Annotated in this window: 15 protein-coding genes; 11 read left to right on the plus strand and 4 right to left on the minus strand. The window is 59.7% G+C overall.

The annotated features are described in order from the left end of the window. Positions 1-206 precede the first annotated feature (206 nt). On the minus strand, positions 207-974 hold the full coding sequence (locus VGI36_07130) for a hypothetical protein (GenBank protein HEY2484904.1): 768 nt from the start codon (positions 972-974) through the stop codon (positions 207-209). 250 nt (positions 975-1,224) lie between these two features. On the opposite strand from VGI36_07130, the gene VGI36_07135 reads away from it, so the two are divergent. Then, positions 1,225-2,460 (plus strand): serine hydrolase domain-containing protein, encoded by a 1,236-nt coding sequence (locus VGI36_07135; GenBank protein ID HEY2484905.1) that lies wholly within the window; start codon positions 1,225-1,227, stop codon positions 2,458-2,460. Between the two features lie 190 nt (positions 2,461-2,650). Here the strand turns inward: VGI36_07135 and VGI36_07140 are convergent, their stop codons facing one another. Continuing rightward, positions 2,651-6,178, minus strand: coding sequence for an AAA family ATPase (locus VGI36_07140; protein ID HEY2484906.1), 3,528 nt, complete (start codon positions 6,176-6,178; stop codon positions 2,651-2,653). 306 nt (positions 6,179-6,484) lie between these two features. On the opposite strand from VGI36_07140, the gene VGI36_07145 reads away from it, so the two are divergent. From VGI36_07145 to VGI36_07160, 4 genes are all read left to right on the plus strand, one after another. Then, on the plus strand, positions 6,485-7,924 hold the full coding sequence (locus tag VGI36_07145; protein HEY2484907.1) for an FAD-binding oxidoreductase: 1,440 nt from the start codon (positions 6,485-6,487) through the stop codon (positions 7,922-7,924). 271 nt (positions 7,925-8,195) lie between these two features. Further along, positions 8,196-8,828 (plus strand): ester cyclase, encoded by a 633-nt coding sequence (locus VGI36_07150; protein ID HEY2484908.1) that lies wholly within the window; start codon positions 8,196-8,198, stop codon positions 8,826-8,828. A gap of 25 nt (positions 8,829-8,853) precedes the next feature. Continuing rightward, a complete protein-coding gene (locus tag VGI36_07155; GenBank protein ID HEY2484909.1) occupies positions 8,854-9,522 on the plus strand; it encodes a VOC family protein in 669 nt (222 codons plus the stop codon). Positions 9,523-10,075: 553 nt separating this feature from the next. Further along, positions 10,076-11,311: an acyl-CoA dehydrogenase family protein gene (locus VGI36_07160; GenBank protein HEY2484910.1), complete on the plus strand. Its 1,236-nt coding sequence runs from the start codon at positions 10,076-10,078 to the stop codon at positions 11,309-11,311. A 254-nt stretch (positions 11,312-11,565) separates the two neighbouring features. On the opposite strand, the gene VGI36_07165 is transcribed toward VGI36_07160, so the two are convergent. Continuing rightward, the gene (locus tag VGI36_07165; protein HEY2484911.1) at positions 11,566-11,976 is read right to left on the minus strand and encodes a nuclear transport factor 2 family protein; all 411 of its coding nucleotides are present in this window, start codon (positions 11,974-11,976) and stop codon (positions 11,566-11,568) included. A gap of 104 nt (positions 11,977-12,080) precedes the next feature. Here VGI36_07165 and VGI36_07170 point away from each other — a divergent pair, with 104 nt between their 5' ends. The 4 genes from VGI36_07170 (at position 12,081) to VGI36_07185 (ending at position 16,427) form a co-directional block, all read left to right on the plus strand. Continuing rightward, positions 12,081-12,761: a methyltransferase gene (locus VGI36_07170; protein ID HEY2484912.1), complete on the plus strand. Its 681-nt coding sequence runs from the start codon at positions 12,081-12,083 to the stop codon at positions 12,759-12,761. A gap of 5 nt (positions 12,762-12,766) precedes the next feature. Continuing rightward, positions 12,767-13,108: a methyltransferase gene (locus VGI36_07175; GenBank protein HEY2484913.1), complete on the plus strand. Its 342-nt coding sequence runs from the start codon at positions 12,767-12,769 to the stop codon at positions 13,106-13,108. Between the two features lie 546 nt (positions 13,109-13,654). Continuing rightward, positions 13,655-15,160, plus strand: coding sequence for a hypothetical protein (locus tag VGI36_07180; GenBank protein ID HEY2484914.1), 1,506 nt, complete (start codon positions 13,655-13,657; stop codon positions 15,158-15,160). A 295-nt stretch (positions 15,161-15,455) separates the two neighbouring features. Continuing rightward, positions 15,456-16,427 carry an SDR family NAD(P)-dependent oxidoreductase gene (locus tag VGI36_07185; GenBank protein ID HEY2484915.1) on the plus strand — a complete coding sequence of 324 codons (972 nt, stop codon included), beginning with the start codon at positions 15,456-15,458 and terminating at the stop codon, positions 16,425-16,427. A gap of 66 nt (positions 16,428-16,493) precedes the next feature. Here VGI36_07185 and VGI36_07190 read toward each other — a convergent pair whose 3' ends face one another. Beyond that, positions 16,494-16,889, minus strand: coding sequence for a VOC family protein (locus VGI36_07190; protein HEY2484916.1), 396 nt, complete (start codon positions 16,887-16,889; stop codon positions 16,494-16,496). Positions 16,890-17,028: 139 nt separating this feature from the next. On the opposite strand from VGI36_07190, the gene VGI36_07195 reads away from it, so the two are divergent. Both VGI36_07195 and VGI36_07200 read left to right on the plus strand, forming a co-directional pair. Beyond that, positions 17,029-18,267, plus strand: coding sequence for an acyl-CoA dehydrogenase family protein (locus tag VGI36_07195; GenBank protein ID HEY2484917.1), 1,239 nt, complete (start codon positions 17,029-17,031; stop codon positions 18,265-18,267). A gap of 30 nt (positions 18,268-18,297) precedes the next feature. After that, entirely contained in the window at positions 18,298-19,821 is a 1,524-nt protein-coding gene (locus VGI36_07200) for a GMC family oxidoreductase N-terminal domain-containing protein (protein ID HEY2484918.1), read from the plus strand. The last annotated feature ends 290 nt before the right edge of the window (positions 19,822-20,111 follow it).

Consider the following 20,111-nt stretch of genomic DNA (forward strand, 5'->3'; position numbering starts at 1 on the left):
GGCGATGATTTTACGGATGCGCGAAGTAATGCGGCGAGCCTCGCAATCCTGAGACGAAAAACCCGGACTCGCTAAGCTCATGGGAGCGCCTACCGAACGGCAGCGCGACGTTAACCAACGCCGCGTGGAACTCCGCGTGGCACCGAACGGAAACCACAGCACAATGGGAGAGCGGCGGAGCAGTCTGGATCTCAAGCGATCGATCGTCATTGTTTGCGGACCGTGAACCGTAGACCCGCCCAATCGTCGTCGACGCGGGTTATCTTGAAGTCGACCAGGCCTGCGTCGAGGCCGGCTTTTCGAACGGTCAGCTGCGTCAGTCGGATATTCCCGCCAGAGGATGCGTTCTTGTTCCACAAGATCCAGAGCCCGCCCGAGCTGGCGTGTTGCTGCATCGCCGACATCTCACCGACCAGAGCGGCGTGGGAATGCACAAACCACATCGTCAGATCGCGCGGAGCTTTGCCCAGAGCTATCAGTATGGCACCGGCCGGCAACGCGCCGAGCTTGGCCTGCAGTCCGCGTGGCGCATCGCGGACGGCGACGATGCTGCCGGTTTTGATCCCGAGCTTTTTCGCGAGTGGAGCGCTCTCATAGGCCGCGAAAACCGACAGCAATCGAGCCCCGAGCGGCTGCCTCTTCAGGACACCAGCGAGACTGCTCTTGATTCGTTGCCTATCAGAAATCACCGCATCGGGAAGGAATTTCTTCAGGTTCGCCACGACCCCGGGTACGCCGTCAATCAGCACAAAGGGCACCGCCAGCAGAGCGCGATGCGATCTCATCGCGATCGCGACATCACGCCCGACCGAAGGAGTCCGCGAGAGATCGATCAACACGGCGGCCGGCGGATCCACCTTGGCCCGGGTGATTTCCGGACTACTCCAGCGCCGCCACTCGGCTCGATATCCCAACTCCGCAAGCTCTTTCGCATAAGCGGCCCCCGCAGTCTCGTCGGCATGGACTAACCACACGACCGGTCTCTTTTTTCGCTGAGCAAGCAACCTCGCGGCCCTCTCTTTAGGATCCAATCTCAGTACACTTCCAGCGGCATCTCTGAGAGCTCAAGCGCCTTTCGGTACGAAGCTTATCGGTATTGTCTCCTCATCAAATTGAATCCTGCTGGTGGCGGTTCCCTCGCCGCTACTTCGTCGCCGAATAGCCGGCGCGTTTCTGTCGGCACCGCCTCATGCTAGAAACCCTCGTGAGACAACGGGGTTCCACATGAATACCAATCCAAAAGCCGCGGATATCTCTTCCGAGCGCCTGCAGATACTCGACCACCATTTCCAGAGCCGGTACATCGACTCGGGTAAGATTCCCGGTGCGCTGATAATGATCTTTCGCCGTGGCCACCTCGCCCACTTCAGCACCCTCGGTTTCGCCGACGTCGAGCGCAAGAAGCCCGTGCGGCCCGACACAGTTTTTCGCATCTACTCGATGAGCAAGCCGATTACGAGCGTCGCGTTCATGATGCTGGTCGAGCAGGGGCTGGTCGCACTCGACGATCCGGTACATCGGCTGATTCCCGAATGGCGAGACCTCGGCGTCTATCAGGGCGGCTTCATGGAGACCTTTCGGACCGAACGGCCGCAGCGCCCCATGCTGATAGTCGATCTGCTGCGTCATACTTCGGGGCTGACGTACGGCTTTCAGCAGTCCACCAATGTGGACGCGGCGTATCGTAAGCTCAAGATTGGCGAGCGCACCGGCGAGGGAACGCTCGATGACATGATCGCCCAGCTCGCGAAGGTGCCGCTGGAATTTTCGCCAGGAACCGCCTGGAACTACTCGCACTCCACCGACGTGCTCGGCTATCTGGTCGGAAAGATCTCCGGGGAGCCGTTCGATGAGTTCCTGCGCAAGCGCATTTTCGAACCACTCGGCATGAGCGACACCGGCTTCCATATCCAGCCGGGACAGGAAGAGCGCTTTGCTGCCTGTTACGCGGCTACTCCACGCGGCGGCATGATGCTGTTCGACGATCCAGAGAAGAGCGTTTATCGCAATCGGCCGCGGCTGCTTTCGGGAGGCGGCGGGATGGTCTCGACCGCGGGCGACTACCTGCACTTCGCGCGAATGCTGCTCAACGGCGGCACGCTGGACGGTGTGCAGATATTGAGCCCCAAAACGATTGAACTGATGGCAAGCAACCATCTGCCCGACGGCAAGGACCTGCCGGCGCTTTCGCGCTCGCTATTCAGTGAAGCAATGTTCGACGGGATCGGTTTCGGGCTGGGATTTGCGGTGGTGATCGATCCGCCCAGAACCCTGATTCCCGGCAGCCTGGGGGATTTTTCCTGGGGCGGGGCTGCATCGACTTATTTCTGGATCGATCCGCGCGAAGAATTGACAACGATCTTCATGACTCAGCTCATGCCCTCGACTACCTACACGATTCGGCGCGAGCTGCGCACGCTGGTTTATTCGGGGTTCACCGAATCACGCTGGAGAAGTTAGCCTTCCATGAGTTGACGTGGGAGCTCGGTCGCCGTAGCCGTCGACGGAGAGTGGTCCAGGTACCAAGGGCCTCGTCTCCAGCCGTCGCCTCCCAAACGTCGACCGCCTGCTATCAATGAGAACGCCGAGGTCGGCAGCGGTACACCCAGCCGGCGCCTAGGGCAACTGGTTGAAGCAGTTCGAAAGTTGCTTACTTGAGGAGTGCCTGGACGAGGTCGATATGCCGCGGCATTCCGATGCGCCGATAGCTCTCCAGAGCCTGCTCGAGCAGCGTGTGGGCCCTTCCGCGATCACCGGGCGCGCCGCGATCCGTCAGCATCATGGCGTGAAAACGGTGGATCTCCGCCTGTTCAAGAAGATGCGGTATGGTCTCCGCTTGTCTCAGCGCAGTCTGAAAATGGGTTTCCGCGGTTTGCCAGCGCCCCGCCGCTGCCGCGGCTATGGCAAGGACCGTCTGCGTGAAGCGAAAGATTGGCCAGAGCACCACCGCTCCAGTATCGGCTAGTTCGCAAAGCAGCGGATACAGCCGCGCAGCATGCTGCTTCTCGCCGAGCACAGCGAGACCCTCGGTGGCGAGCACGAGCATCCACCACGAACCCATGGTGTTTGGCTGACCTCGACGAGGAAGCCAATCGCGCTTTTGATCGAGAATTGCCAAGGCGCCGTCACGATCGCCGGCGTACGCCATCTGCCGAAAAAAAGTTCCCGCGGCGAATCCTCGAATAAAGGTATCTTCGCGGGCTGTGTATGACGCTTGCGCGTGCGACAGGGCCTTCGACCAATCTCCACGGAAAAAGTTCACAAAACTTAGCTGGGCATTCGCGAAAACGTCCCAGAACATGGAAGGAACCCTTGGCTCGGAGTTAAATACCTCCTCTAGAGTGGATGCGAATTTGGAGAGGTCCGCGCTCGCGCCAAATTCCACCCACGCTTTCGCAATGAGGATGCGCGCGATCGAGTAGGATTGGCCAATCCGGGTGGCCAGGGCTTCTGCCTGGTCGCGGACCTTCGCCGCCCCTTCCATGCGCCCGAGCAGCAGCAATGTCTGATACAGAACTTGCAACTCAATGGCGCGCACCCAAAGAGTCGTTTCGGACCCGCATGAGTGCGCGGCATCGTCTGCCGCCTGGCGCAGCCGAAGAAATTCGTAGTTCACTATCGACCGCTCACCAAACACCCTCGCGACTAGCGTTGGATTGGAGAGTTCCGACGCGATGCTCAGTGCTTCTTCGTGTGCCGTGGCGCTCGCCTCCCAGTTTGCACTTGCGCCCTCAATGCTGCCCAGCACCGAAAGCAGGCGCGCCCGTTCTGCACTGACCTCTGCCCCAAAGCAGTCGAGGGCACGATGAACGATCTCGGTCGCATCCCGGAAGCGACCTCCCCACACGAAAAGAGTTGTCAGCTCGGCACCGCACTTTGCGATTTTCTTTCGATCGCCGAGCGAGACATAAATCTCGAATGCCTCGCCTAGATGGGCGTACCCCGCTTCCCATTGCTCAAGCCCGCGCTCCGCGATCGCGACCCCCATCAGTAGGTCTGCCCGTTGTTCTACGTCCTCATCCTTCAGATGCGACAAAGCGGAACGGAAACTACGCAGTGCTGCCTCGAATGCCGCTGCCTCGATCGCACCCTTTCCCGCCAGCGTCAGGTAGTGTACCAGTCGCCTCTCGTTGGCGAGCGGTCCAGCCTTAATAAGATGGTCCGCGATATCTCCAGCGTGCTCGCCCATCGCCCTCGGGTGCAGCCGCTCGATCGCGTCAGCTACTCCCAAATGCAGTTGCTGCTCACGCGGCGTCGAAATTCCGCCCAGCAACGTCTGGCGCACCAGCTCGTGGCCGAAGGTCAACGGGCGCTCCGGTCCTTCGGCGCTGGCGACGATGATTCCCATCTGCTGAGCCTTCTCGATGACGGCGAAGAGCTCGTCCATGTCGATCCCACTGATTTCCACGAGGAGCTGAAAGCTGAAGCTTCGCCCGATCACTGCCGCAGTCGCCAACACCCGTTTCTCGTTCTCGTCGAGCCGCTCGATGCGGCGGCCGATTACCAGCCGGACATTTTCGGGGACGCCGATTTCGTCAACCGTGATGTCTCTGCGGAGTTGGCCGTCCACATCCAGGACTTTGTTCTCCTCGAGCATATGCCTGTATAGCTCCTCGACGAAGAACGGATTGCCCTGGGTTTCATCAAAAAAGAGGCTTACCAGGCTCTGCGGTGCCTCGCGCTTGCTCAATCCATTCAACATCTGCGCAACGGCGTCTTTCGAGAGACCTTCGAGCTTGATCGGACGAATACCCATGCGAATGAGTTCTTCCAGGGTTCGCACCAGCGCCGGGCTGCTGTCGAGGTACAGGTCGCGATAGGTCCCGATGAGCACAACTGGCAGTTGAGTGACTCGGCTTGCGAGGTGAATCAAGAGCGCCAGCGTGGACTCATCTGCCCAATGCAGGTCTTCAAGTACGGACAGGTACGAACGGGTTCGAGCGCCGCGCATGAGCACCTCTGAGATGCTCTGGAAGATGTAGCGGCGTTTCTGTGACGGAAGAAGGTCCTGGGGCTGGGGAATATCCGGAAAGAATCGGCGGAGGCGGGGCGCGAGCTGAGCCAGCTCCGCCGCGTTGTCCCCCATCCGCCGGCGGAAATCATCAAGGCTTGCCGCCTGCGCGAGTTCACTTTCAATGATCTCGACGAATGGAAGATACGGGAAAGGTTCGTCCCTTTCATAGCAGTGACCCACGTTGCAACGGAAGCCGACTCGCGAGGCGTAGTCCATCATCTCCAACGCCAGGCGGCTTTTGCCCACCCCCGGCCCGCCCGCGAGCATGACCACCGACCCGCGACCGCTCAGCGCCCCATCGACTATCGCCCGAATTGCGGCGCGCTCGGCGTCGCGTCCCACAAACCCGGTCCGTTCGGCGAGTGGAAACGGAGAGGTATCCAGCACGACCGGCGCCTCGGGCTCCGCTACGGTCTGCACGGCCAGCGGATCGCTCTTCGGAGTGGGTGTTTCCGTCGACTCGGCGAGAGTCTCAGCGAACTCCCAGGCGAAAGAAGAGCCTGGGTCTGGCCGGTAGGCGCAGAAGTTGCCGGTCTTGATGCATCGCATCAAGTGATCGCCAACGGTCGCTTCAATCTGTGCGATTCTTTCAAGCGTTGACTTGATCGACTTGGTGACACTCTGTCGCGCTCGCTCTGAAGCTGAAGCCGCCCGGCGATTGCGTCCAGCTAGCCCCACGGCTCGCGACAGCTCTCTGGTCAGCGCATCGATTTCCTCCTCCACCTGCTCCGCGCGGTCGACTTTTCCAAGCCGCTTCGCTTCCTCCAACTCCTCGTGGAGCTCGGAGACCCGGCTCCGGTAGGCGGCCTTCGCCTGTTCGTCAAGCATCTCGCCCGCGTCACTTGGGCCGGAAATATGAATCCCCGCCTTCTCCAGATCGTCAGGACGCTCAGGCAAGCTCTGGATGGCCTGGCTGCTTTCCTCCTCCTCGCGCTGACCAGCGATGCCTCCAAACAGATCGAGAGCGTGGAATTCAGTATGCGGATGACGCAGCAGATACGCGAGATACCATAGTCCGCGCGTGTCCTTTAAACGCGACGCGCTTTCTCCGTAGCCGACCGTCCAATATCCGGCGGCTTTGCGGAAGACTCCCTTTTGAGCAGTGCCTGTTTGTGAGGCGCCAGGGGACAAGAAGGGCTCGGCGCTTGGCGTGTTGTCTGCCATAGTTTTTGTCGATCCGTTTTTCGGGGGATTTGGATCAGAACGCGCCCGCAAAAATCCTACCAGCAGGCACGCCCCGAGCAACCCTTGCAAAGTGCACTGCTCGTGCGCTCATTTCCTGGACCGGCCACAGTTTGTGCAGCTGTTTTTTCACGCCTAATCGGCAACTGATGGAGAAAGTCCGCATTGAGGGTTGTCCGACCGCTTTGCGGTGTTTGGGCCTTGCTAGGCAGTTTGGAGCCGGTCTGGCAACCAGCCGGTCACCCGTTATGAAGAGTCACAAGAGCCGTTGCGGTCGAGGGAGGCATAATGTCTCAGCCAAAAATCATTTCGACCATCGGTAGAGCGATCGAAGCGCCTGCGCTGAGAAAATTCAAAGCGCGTGTGCTCGGCGAAGTCGTGCTCCCCGGTGAGGAGCGCTATGAGCGAGCCCGTCGAACCTGGAACGGGATGATTGACCCCCGACATCCCGCAATGATTGTCCGGTGCATCGCCCCTGCTGACGTAGTCCGCTGCGTCGAGTTCGCGCGCGCCAATGATCTCGCTATCGCCGTTCGTGCCGGCGGTCACAGCGCGTGCGGAGACTCCTTCTGCGAGGGCGGATTGGTCATCGACGTTTCAGGCATGAAGAATGTGGCAGTCGACGCCGGGTCAGGCACGGCTCGCGCTGACGCGGGACTTACCGTGGGCGAATTCGATCGGGCGACCGAACCTTTGGGCCTGGCGACGGTGTTGGGCGAGTGCGCTTCGGTTGGGATTGCCGGGTACACCTTGGGCGGCGGACTCGGCCGATTGATGGGTAAACACGGCTCCGGAAGCGACAATCTTCTCTCTGCTGAACTTGTAGATGCCGACTGCGGGGCGTTCCGCGTGAGCACGGAGGAAAACGAGGATCTCTTCTGGGCCATCCGAGGAGCTGGGGCGAATTTTGGCATTGTCACGTCGCTTGAATATCGCCTGCATCGCGTCGGACATTGTCTGGCCGGTTCATTGACCTACCCGATCGCGGACTTCCGCGAGGTCCTTACTTTTCTCGATGACTACATGATGAGTGTTCCGGACGAATTGGACCTCGTCATCGACGTGGGTAACCCCGATCTGATGACGCTCGCACCTCGCATCAATCGGCCGATAGTCAACCTTTCGGTGAGCTACTGCGGAGATCTGCAAAAAGGCGAGGAGGCGATCAGGCCTTTGCGCTCATTCTGCAGAAACATCGCCGACAGCATCCGGCCGATGTCCTACTTTGAAATGCAGACTCTGAGCAATCTTCTGCCTTTGACCGAATTCGTGTCGTCGGGAGGATCGATTCGCATGGAAAGCGGGTTCATCGAGCGGCTCGCACCCGACCTCATAGAGACCATCGCGGCGTTTATTGCGGAACCTCCCCCGTGCGTTTGGCTCAGCATCGAGCACTACCTGCACGGTGCGGTATGCCTTCCCGCGCCAGCGCAGTCCGCATTTGCACTCAGACGGCCGGGTTACAGCTCGCGAATCTTGTCGGCCTGGCGCGATCCGAAGCAGGCGGACGTTTCCGCTGAATGGGTACAGCGCCTCGATTGCGCGCTGAAACCCTTCGCCGCTGGTGCGATGTATTTGAACTATTTGACTAATGCAGCGGGTGATGCGGGGGTCAGGACCGCCTACGGTGCGAATTACGACCGTCTTGCCGAACTGAAGAGCAAGTACGACCCAACCAACTTTTTCAACTCGAATCGCAATATCCAACCCGCAGCATGCTTCAAATGACCCGGAATACCTCCGTGCGGTACCTGTGCAGTCCTTTTCCGGGCCGGCGACGTTTTGTGCACTGCTTTCTTCACGCCTTACCGATCGCCGGCTCATCGTGCGGCACTCAGCCTAGGAGGTTGACCAAAATGAAGACTCTCACTTGGAAAACGATACTTGCGACGCTCAATCCGTCGCCGCTCTTCGAGGCGGTCGCTGCCTTCGCTGAAGAACGCGCGACCAGAGATAGGCAGACCTGTTCGAAACAATCCACTCATCAGGAGGAACGACCGTGTCACAGCGGGCAGCGCTAACCACCGATGAACAAGAGCTGGCCGGCGTCTGGGACGAACACCTCCGCGCCGAGTTCCAAGCGCGCAGCGTAAAAGAGACCCTCGCCACGATGGTGGCAAATCCGTGCCTCCATCTGGCGCCCGTGATGCTCGGCGCCAGCGGAAAAGAAGAAGTGTCCGAGTTCTACGGGCGCTTCATGTCGCAGATCCCGAGCGACACGGAAATAGTCCCGGTGTCGCGAACCGTAGGCCAGGGGAGGGTGGTGGAAGAGATCATCTTCCGGTTCACTCACGACGTTCGGATGGATTGGATGGTCCCCGGCGTTCCACCCACCGGCAAGCGAGTCGAGATACCATTGCTCATTGTCATCCAGTTCGATGGTGACAAGATGGCGCACGAGCACCTGTATTGGGATCAGGCCTCGGTGCTGGTGCAGCTCGGTGTGCTCTCACCTGCCCGCTTGCCGGTCGTTGGGGCGGAGAGAGCGCGCGCAATCATCGATCCCAGCATACCGCTCAATGGCCTGCTGCGTCCTTCCCGCGAAACCGCCGGCGCCTCCCCTTGGCCCGCCGCGCGATCCTCAAGCGGCGATGCTTTTAGAAGAGTAAGCGATCAAAGAGATCGCGTCTGACCGATTTGCGTAAGGAGTTGTAACCATGAGTCACAAGGGATTTTCCCACATCGGCCTCTCCACCCTCGACCTCGACAAGACCCGCGAGTTTTATGAGCAGGTGCTGGGATTTAAACCAGTAATCGCCGACACGATAAAGATCAAAGAAGGCGGACGCCTGCGGCACATCTTCTTCGACATAGGGCGCGACCAGCTGATTGCCTTTTTGGAGCCGCAGCGCGTTCCCGGCGTGCCGGCAGAATACGACGCCGGGATCAACCGCGGACTGGGTGTGCCAGCCGCTTTCTATCATTTTGCTTTCGAGGCCGGCTCAGAGGCAGCTTTGACGGACAAACGCGATGAGCTTCGCGCCAAAGGAGTTGAGGTCACCGACGTTGTCGATCACGGCTTCGCCAGGTCGATCTATTTCAAGGACCCCAACGGTCTGTCTCTCGAGTACTGCTGTTTCGTCCGCAATCTCACCAAAGATGACGCGACGATGCAGGAGCGATTCACAGTGCCACGCGCGGCGCTGGAAATGAGTACCGCAAACGAGATGATCAAGGAGCGTCGGTTCGCGACAGGGCCAAAACCCCGAGTTGTGCATCGGCTAGATAGTCAGAAAGTTCGACGCAACTTGCCGAAAGAGAGATCCGCGGTCAGGCGGGTGACAGGTAACGTCTTTTGCCTAATCAGACGATCGACAACGAGATGAGGACCGTGAATGTCGCTTCGACGACACGCAAACGCCACCGCGGCGTTGAATTCGTCGTCTGGAACCGTGGGAATGCGTGGTTTTGGTTTCTAACCCGTCGGCGTGAGAAGAGCGGAATCATCGGTGCGACCACAAATCAGGCTAGAGCGGTGCGTGACGCCTGCTGGTCGATTGAAGAGATACTGCAATCTCCAGAAGGAGACTCCAGTAACGAAACTGGGTTTATCAGTGAAGACGATGAGTCATAAGGTTTCCACTTTTTTCCACCAAGAGCGTGGCTTCAGATACGCGATCGCAAACGAAAAGTTCGGCGATGCGATTATCCACCTCTTGAGCGAGTGCTTCTCCCGCGAGCCTATGGGTGCTGCATTTGGACTCTCGGCCCACGACTTAGCGCCTCTGATCGCTCGCTTCATTCCGGAATGCACGAACAATGGCCTTTCGGTTATCGCAACGCCTGCGGATCACTCAGAGATGCGGGGACCGGTCCACGGTTTGTGCAGCCAGGTTTTCACGCCTCATATCTAGACCGACGACAAAACGGAGACATCCAATGTTGAAAATGAAAATCGCAGATAGAATGAATTCGCTGGCCGTGAGGACGGCGACTGACACGGATGCAAGCGCGATCCGAACCCTCGCGGCGGTGCGCGAACTCGATCCGAAGATCCGGGCCGCGGCCAACGAGATCGAGCTGGGACGACGCCTCCCGCTGCACATCGTGCACGACATGCAGCGCGCGGGCGTGTTTCGAATGTCGATGCCACGAGCGTGGGGCGGATCTGAGCTGGATTTACCATCACAGCTGGAAGTGATTGAAGCATTGTCGAAAGCAGATGGGTCGGTAGGTTGGTGTGCGATGATCGGTACCGACGCCGGATACACTACCGCATTCATCGATCAGGCCGTAGCGCGCGAAATGTATCCTGACGTTGATATGGTCACAGCAATCACATTCGCGCCTCCCGGGAAGGCCGTGAAAACCAGGGACGGCTTCGTGGTCAACGGTCGTTGGCCGTTCGCAAGCGGCTGTCAGCACGCAACCTGGTTCGTCGGCCACTTCGCGGTTTTTGATGGCGATTCGCAATGCCTCGATCGCGACGGCTTGCCCGAAACCCGGTTCGGTTTCTTGCCAGCTGAAGAATGCGAAATCATCGATACCTGGAGGACCAACGGGCTGCGGGGAAGCGGAAGTCACGATTGGGCGGTCAAAAATCGCTTCATCCCCGAAGCACGGACCTACAACCTGGCGTCCCCCACCAGGTATCGGAAAGGTCCGTTGTATCAGCTCCCCAACTTGCTGTTCTACAAATTCTCCGCGGTCTGCCTGGGAATTGCTCGCGGTGCGATCGAGGATTTTGTCGCCTTAGCTCACAACAAGGCGATGACGTTTAAGTCACCGTCGGCCGGCAAAGCGACGCTGCGCGACGAGACTTGGGCGCAGTACACAGTCGCGCACGCCGAAGCGATGGTCAGTTCCGCGCGTGCATTTGTCTTCGAGACGGTTGGCGACATGTGGAGTACGCTGGTTACCGGCAAACTCCCTTCCCACCAGCAGCGCGCTCGCGGCCGACTCGCGATGGCACACGCCAGCACCGCATGCACGCAGGCGGTGGAACTTCTCTACAAGGCCAACGGAGGATCATCGGTTTATACCGGAAGCGCATTCGACCGGCGCCTGCGGGACATCCAGACCGTCAACCAACATACGGTCGTGTCGCTCAAGACTTGGGAAGTTATGGGCCGTGTGCTGTTAGGCCTGGAACCCAACTATGGCCTACTGTTTTGACCAAGCCCTTTGGAATCATCGGCCTTTAGTCGCGGTCTCCTTTGTCTACATGACGCCCGGCATTTCACGGGTCCGAGCGACTGCCGTATTGAATCGCCGGCGTCCTGAAAGGGAGGTAGCAGCTCTGGCCCGACCTGCACCCCGCGTGCGGCGATTCGGTGGTTGCTCCTGACTCCACTGACCGCCTGAATGTCTATGGAACTCGGAGCATAGGTCGCAGGTTGAGCGGTGCTAATTACTTCGGAAGTTGAGTCTCAAACGTCCGACGCATCAAATCCAGCCTCCCATGCGGCCGTGTCGGAATATTCAAGATGCCTACATATCAATCCAGCTCGCACCGTCCAGACATGAGCCCAGGAGGTATTGACTACTTTACCGGTCGCTCGGACGCGGCACCTTTCGTGGCCGAGAACGATTACGTTATTTCCGGCCGCGATGAATTCATCCGGTGAGAAAACTTGAAACTCGAGTGCGTCGGCGATCGTGCCGAGGAATCGACCGGCCCCATCTTTTCCGCGCCATCTCCCTGCCCAGGGAATCTTTTCGGAGCCGAAAAAAGTCAAATCGAAATCATCAGTGACCAAGCGCAGGCGGGTCGAGATGTCGCCTTCGACGATCGCTTGGTAGATGCGTTGGACGATATGAAGATTGTCCTGCTCGCTCATTTGTCATCCTCGGCAAGTCGGTCGGTTCGCCGCGAACACCCGCCTTTGTGCTTACGAGCAAAGTTGCTGTAAGCACAAGGCTGGAAAGATTCAAGGGGGTCATCATGGAGGACCAGGATCGGTCTGCGCCTTCCGTCGAGGCGCGCATGTACCAGCTCATTTTCGGCTATATGGCAGTCCCCGCGATTGGAGTCGCCGCGAAGCTACGAATACCGGATTTAATCGCCGATTCCGCGATGACCGCTGAGGAATTAGCCGGCCTGACCAGCGCCGATGCACCCTCGCTGAGTCGTTTGCTCCGGTTTCTCGCGAGCCTCGGTATCTTCATCGAAGACGGCGCTGGGAGATTCCAGCACACTCCGATGAGTGAATCGCTCCGAAGCGACGCCCCGCAATCGTTCAGCGGCCTGGCAATCATGGTGAGCTCTGAATACATGTGGCGCCCATGGGGCGATCTTCACCACGCGGTCCTCACCGGCAAGCCCGGATTCGATCGCGTGCACGGCGCATCAGTTCTTGAGTATCTCGCCGCTCATCCCGACGAGCTCGCGATTCGCAATGCCGCGATGACCTCGATTTCATCGGTCGAGCTTCCTCAAATTCTCGCGGCCTACGACTTTTCGCAGTTCAAGTGCATCGCGGACTTGGGCGGAGGCCATGGCGCCCTTCTCTATGGAATACTGTCCAAACATCCCAAGGTGCGCGGTATCCTGGCCGACCTCCCGCACGTGGTCGCAGGCGCTACACTCTTGCGCTCCAGCCAATGGCCGAGCGCTGCGAGATAATCGGTGTGGATCTTTTCAAAAGAGTGCCATCGGGCGCCCATGGCTACCTGATGAAATACATTATTCATGGCTTCAACGACGCCGACGCACTCAAGATCATAAGAAATTGTCGTCAGATGATGAATCTCAACGCAAAACTACTGCTGATCGAGCGGGTTCTAAATCCGCCGAACGAACCCGATCCAGGAAAGTTTATGGACCTGCAGATGCTCGTCGTTGCGCCCGGCGGTCGCGAGCGGACCGCAGCGGACTACCAAACACTCCTGCATGAAGGGGGCTTCTCCCTGGAGCGAGTAATTCCCACAACTGGTCCTTTGTCGATTATCGAGAGCCAGCCGTCTAGCTGATCAAATCGAGGGGGAAGGAACCACGTCGGAACAGACCCCGCGCGTTCGACGCCAAACCCTCGAAGGTTCGGCTCGAGGGTGTTAGTTAAGAGAACCTGCCGGAGAACGAAGTGCTCGCCTCTTGAGATAAAATAGAGAAGCAAAGGGTGACAGCGCATAGCACGCAATAGCAGACTTGTAATTGCGGTGCTTAACGTTAAACTTAACCACCCCGTTGGGGGCGGGTTCACGACATTCCACGACCACGAGATGGACACATGCCGCCAGCTCGGGGTGGAGACCCGTAGAGACCCGGCTGGAACGGCGTTGCGAAGGTCATTCCGGTCAAGAGTTCGGCGACGTTAACCCAAAGGATTCGCGCAACGCCAACCCGGCCGCCCACTAGGTAGGGGCCGACATGTTAAGAACTCCCGATCTGAGCGCCCTACCTCCTCAAAACCCCGAACATTCGGGTGCAACTGGGAAAATTAACAACAGCGAGAATGCGGCGGAGGCGTTGAAGGGCAACGGATTTAGAAAGCGATTTTCCGGAGGCGAAGCTACAAAATGATATCGGCAACCGCCAGCGAGAAGAGAGAAGTCCTCCAAGCCATTACCTTCGGCAAGCCCACGGCTGAAGAGGAAGGAAAGGATCTCAGTGCCTACTTCGTGGAGACCGATCAATGGCACAAGATCTTCGCCGGCGACATTGACGTCGTATACGGTCCCAAAGGAGCGGGGAAGAGCGCGCTCTACGCGCTTCTGCTTAGTAGGACATCCGAGCTGTTCGACCGCGGAATAATAGTGGTCCCTGCCGAGAATCCGCGCGGCGCCGTCGCGTTCAGAGACCTGGTCAGCAATCCCCCGGCAGACGAGTCGGAGTTTCGAAATCTGTGGAAACTCTTCTTCCTCGTACTGCTCGCCCACACTCTCAGGGACTATGGGATCTCGTCGGCGCATCTACAGAAAGTGATCGATTGTCTTGAGGAAGCTCGGCTCCTCCCAAGAAACGTTTCGCTTCACGCACTCCTTCGCAGCGCATCTAGTTACGTACGGCGCATTATGCGGGGCGACGCGGTGGCTTTCGAAACAACACTCGGTGTGGATCCGATGAACTCCGCGCCTTCGCTGACTGGCAGGATCCGCTTCGTCGAACCCACCGGGATTGAGGAGAGCCTCGGGTGCGTTTCAGTCGAACAGCTACTCGAATGGACCAACCTAGCGCTAGAAGAGGCTGGATTCAGGGTCTGGCTGGTTCTCGATCGGCTCGATGTCGCTTTTGCAGAATCTGCAGATCTCGAGCGCAACGCGCTTCGCGCTCTTTTCCGAGTCTACCTCGACCTGAGAAGGTTCAACGCGATTGCGCTTAAAATTTTCCTTCGTACTGACATCTGGATGAACATCTTGCGGGGAGGCTTTCGCGAAGCAAGCCACATCAGCAGTCAAATGACCATCTCCTGGGACGAAGCGTCGCTACTGAATCTCGTGATTCGCCGCGCGATTCACAACAAGGCGTTGCGGGAGTTCTATGCTGTCGAGGTTCAGGACGTGCTTGCAGATCGCGGGAGGCAGGTGGAACTCTTTTATCGCATCTTTCCGCGTCGGGTTCCCTCCAAAGAGCAGGCTCGGTCGTTCGAGTGGATACTGCAAAATACCTGCGACGGCTCCCGGCGCAATTCGCCTCGGGAGTTAATACACCTTCTTTCGGTTGCGCAACGACTTCAACTCCGAAGGATGGAGATCGGGCAGGCACCACCCGACGGAGAGTCATTATTTGAATCTCCCTCCCTGCTGCCCGCGTTGCCAGAGGTTTCGCGAGTCCGCTTCGAACAGACCCTTTGCGCGGAATACCCGCAACTTCGAGAGCGTATGCAGCAACTCGAAAATGAAAAAAGCCTTCAGACGGCAGGTACTCTTGCCACCATCTGGGGGTTGAATCTGCACACAGCGCTCGAGACCGCATACCAGTTGGTCGATATTGGGTTTTTCCAGTTCAAAGGTACAAGGCACTCGCCTGAGTTCAAGGTGCCTCTGCTTTATCAACGCGCACTCAAGATGAGGAGTTTGGGTTAATACCGCGAGGGCACGATCGCTGGTGACACCGGTGAAGTCGGTTCCCCACTGCACCTACTTTCCGGCGGGCTAGAACGCGACAGGGGCCGACGCAAGGACGCGCCGCGTCCCTCCTCGATACAACTTTGGTTGGCTGAGCTCGCCGCCACGATTGAGGGAAGCCTGGTCTGAATGCGCGGAGACAGTCGTTCCGCGCATTTAAAGCGGTTGAACTACATCCCACCGCCACGGTTTGGCTCGGTTTAAACGCTGTGTTAGTCCCATCATGAGTCGCAGCAACCAGGAGCAAAGCAGGATGACAAAGATATTCGGTGCGGAGTCGACCACGGACGAAGTGCTGGAGGGAGCTAATCTCTCCGGCAAACGAATTCTGGTGACCGGCGTCTCGGCGGGTCTGGGCGTGGAAACCGTTCGCTCGCTCACCGCGCACGGCGCCAGCGTCGTCGGCACCGCGCGCGATCTGGCGAAGGCGAGGCGCGCCCTAGCGCCGGTAGTTCCGCAAGGGGCGCAGGGGGCGACGATCGATCTGGTCGAAATGGATCTGGCTTCGCTCAAGAGCGTGCGCAAAGCGGCCAGCGAGGTGCTGGCGCAGGGAAAACGGTTCGACCTGATCGTCGCCAATGCGGGCGTGATGGCGTGTCCGTGGGGCAAGACCGCCGACGGTTTCGAGACGCAATTTGGTACCAATCATCTCGGCCACTTCGTATTCGTGAACCAGCTCGTGGCGCTGCTCAACCCGGGGGGCCGCATCGTCTCGCTATCGTCCGCAGGTCACCGCATCTGCGATGTCGATCTGGAAGATCCCAATTTCGAGCGCACCGAGTACCAGCCCTTCACCGGCTACGGACGTTCGAAGACCGCGAACATCCTGTACGCAGTAGCGCTCGACAATCGCCTTAAGGCTCGCGGCATCCGCGCGACTGCGCTGCATCCGGGTGGCATCCAGACCGAGCTCGGACGGCATCTGACCCCGGAGCTTATCGAACAAATGCAGGCGCGTTGGAGAGCGGGCAACCCGGGCGGCCAAGCCCCGGCGGTGCGGTTCAAAACCGTACCCCAGGGTGCGGCGACCACGGTATGGAGCGGCTGTGTCGCGCCAGCGGAAGCGGTCGGGGGTCGGTACTGCGAGGACTGCCACGTGGCCGAAGTCAATGACAAGGAAGCACCCCGCATCGGAGTTAAGTCCTACGCGATCGATCCTGCCCGCGCGGAAGCACTCTGGACCAAGAGCGAGGAGATGGTGGGAGAGAAATTCGCGGTGAGCTGAGTGGCGTGCCGAAAGGCGACCGCAAACTCCGGGCCTCCGGCCCACCACTCCGGCTCCCCAATTCGATCACGTATTCTGGAGGAACTCGATCGTGTTGCCGTCCGGGTCAGTTACCATCGCGATCGTAACGCCCGGACGGAACTCGGTGACGGGCACTGTCGGCCGGATGCCCTTGGCCTCGAGTTGCGCCACCAGTCCTCGGATGTCGGGCACCGAGATCGTGAAGTAACGGTAGCCGAGTCCGCCCATCGGACCGCCGGGCGCAGGCTTGGCCGTAGGAGTCCGCTCAAGCTTCAACAGCTTGATAACAGTGGTTCCGCACTTGAGGCGATACATCCGGCCCCCCGGCAGAGGCAGCTCGCCCTCCCACTCCAGGCCGAGCGCGTCGCGGTAGAAGCCAACCGCCGCCTTTTCGTCCGTTACGATAATTCCCAAATCGATGGAGTCTTTGCTTACCTGCACGACGCTCTCCTCCCCCACGAGGTGGGTGCGCCACGAACGTAGCGAATCAGGCTCCGGTTAGCCAGCATCGGTGTCTTATGATGCCTATGGCAAGAGTTCGGCGCGCTGCGCTACGTTTGACTTTACAGAGGAACCCATCATGGAGATGAACGTAAAGCCAATCCCGACGCTCGATCCCCGCATCAACGAGATCCGCGCGCTTACCGCGCAGATCGTCAACCGCGAGATCCTGCCCAACGAACGCAAGCTCTGGGCCAGCTACCGCGATGGCTCCACCGATCAGGAGCGCCGCGAGGCGCGGGGGCTGCGCGAGTCAATCAAGGAGAAAGTAAAACACGCGGGTCTCTGGGCGCCCCATCTGCCACCCGAGTATGGTGGCTCGGGTCTCAATTTCCTGGAGCACGCGTATATGAACGAGGTGCTGGCCTACAGCATGGGGGCGGCGGCACTGTTCGGCGTGGTCGCGCCCAACTCGGGAAACCAGCAGATTCTGCTCAAGTACGGGACCGAGGAGCAGAAGCGCAAATGGCTGGTCCCCCTCACCGAAGGCAAGATGGAGTCGGGGTTCTCGATGACCGAGCCCGACTCCGCGGGCTCGGACCCACGCTCAATCAAGACTACGGCGCGTAAAGATGGAGACCAGTGGGTAATCAACGGGCACAAGTGGTTCACCTCAAACGGATTTCGCGCCGACTTTCTGATCGTCATGTGCCGCACGGAGGGGAGTGGTGCCGACAACGGCCGCATGACCCAGATCATAGTGCCCAAGGACACGCCAGGCCTGCGAATCGTACGGGGCGTGGAGGTGTGGGGCCGCCAGAGCGACCATTGCGAGATCATCTACGACGACGTGCGGGTACCGCTAAGCAATCAACTCGGCCGCACGGGCTCGGGCCATCAGGCCGCGCAGGATCGGCTTGGAGCGGGCCGCATCTACCACTGCATGAACTCGATTGGACAGATGTGGCGCGCCTTCAACTTGATGGTGGAGCGGGCCACGACGCGTGAAGTCCACGGCGGTAAGCTCGAGACCAAGCAATTCATCCAGGGGTTCATCGCCGACTCCTATATCGACATCCAGTCGGCGCGCCTTATGACCATTCACTGTGCCGAGAAGATGGAAGGTGGCGGCGATCCGCGCACCGACATCTCGGCGATCAAGGTCTTCGTTCCTGCGGCTTATGAGCGGGTGGTGGACCGTGCCATCCAGGTGTGGGGCGCCGCCGGCGTCTCGGGCGATCTCCCGCTCGCGGGCATGTTCCAGGGAGCAAGGACACTGCGGATCGCAGACGGCCCCGACGAGGTCCACAAGATCCTGATCGCCAAGAACGTGCTTGCCCGCTATCACAACGGCGAAAGCTGGGACTTCGGAAACTGACCGCGGCCCCGGGATGACCTTCAAAAATGAATGAGTGATTCGCTCCCCGGCTTCGCGGACACCGTAGTGATCGGCGGAGGCACGGCGGGCGCCGCCATCGCCGGCGAGTTGGCCGCGAGGTCTGACCAATCGTTGCTGCTGCTCGAAGCCGGTCCCGACTACGGCTCCTTTGATGCAGGGCGATGGCCTGCCGATCTGACCGATGCGCGCGCCATCCCTACTTCACACAACTGGGGGTATACCAGCGGCAGCCAATACGGTCAGCGCGTGATCAAATTCGATCGCGCGCGGGTCATAGGCGGATGCTCATCGCACAATGGATGCGCCGCGATTTGGGGAAGCCGCCTCGACTATGATCACTGGGCAGAATTGGGCAACCCCGGTTGGTCGACGGAGGACCTGCTTGCGCTTTTCCGCACGGGCAGCGAGCGGTTGCGCGTCAGGATTCCGCCGCGCGACGAGATCACGCCTTATCAGCTCGCCTGGCTCGAGGCTGCCCCGCGAGCCGGAATCCCACTAGTCGCCGATCTAAACAATCTCGACGAGAACCGCGGTATGGCACCATCGCCGGCGAATGTCGCCAATGGCATTCGCTGGAACGCGGCCTTTGCCTATCTCGATCCGGTCCGTGACCGCAACCATTTGACTATCGCCAGCGGCGTACTGACTGACCGCCTCCTGATTCGGGGCGACCGGGTAGAAGCGGTCCGCGTGATCCGGAATGGTCAGGAAGCGACCATCAAAACTAGCCGCGTGGTCCTGGCCGCGGGCACCTATGGCTCACCCGCCATTCTGATTCGTTCGGGAGTGGGGCCCGAAGCGGAGGTGCGCGCCCTCGGAGTCGCCCCAGTCCTCGATCTGCCGGGCGTGGGGCGAAACCTGCACGACCATCCTATGGTCGGACTTGTCTATAGCGGCACTCCGGAGCTCGAAGCTGCGATGGTGGAATTCGCCACCCGCCACTGGATGCCCGAGGAACAGACCATAGCGAAAGCGCGATCCTCACGACGCAGCCGCGGGTTTGATTTGCACATCTATCCGGTTGGCGGGGGAGCGGCGCACCAGCGGACGGCGTGGACCTGGGCGCTGGCGGTGGCATGCCTGACGCCGCGCTCACGAGGCGTGCTGAAGCTCACGAGCGGCAACCCGGCCGCGGCGCCGCTGCTCGACCATGGCTACCTGAGCGACCCGGATGGAGAAGACCAACGAGTGCTGGTCGACGGAATTCACTTCGCCCGCGAGCTGGGCGCGGCCCCGCGCCTGGCGGCGTTGCTCGGGAAGGAGAAGCGGCCCGGACCGCGCGTGCTCTCGGCAGAGCAGGTCGCCGAGTTCACGCGCGCTACCGTCGCCCACTATTTCCATCCTGTCGGTACCTGCGCGATGGGCCCGGCGGACGACCGCGGCGCGGTCGTCGATGCGCGGGGTCGCGTTCACGGCCTCGACAATTGCTACGTTGGCGACGCCTCGATCATGCCCGTGGTGCCACGCGCAAACACTAACATTCCGGCGTTGGTCGTAGGGCTTCGCATCGCAAGTTGGCTGCTCGCAGCCTAGGTCCGAGGGCGCCGGCACACCAGTACGTGGTCTATACGGAGTAAGGTCACGGCTTCGCAAGGCCCGAGAATAAAATCGACTTCCAGACGCGCGCCGAGTGCTTTCTCGCTGACAACATGGGTGGGCGATTCGAGCCAATGAATAGCGAGCGCGCGCCTGGCTCAACTGCGGTTGTCAAACAAATCGGCGGCGCTGCGGCAAAATAAACCGGGCAGACGAGTCGCATGCTAGGCCGAGTGGCGGCTCAGAGTGTCCACACGCGATTGGGAAATGTGACCAGCTCTGGCTAC

It is taken from the genome of Candidatus Binataceae bacterium (assembly GCA_036495685.1).
In the GTDB taxonomy this organism is placed as follows: domain Bacteria; phylum Desulfobacterota; class Binatia; order Binatales; family Binataceae; genus JAFAHS01.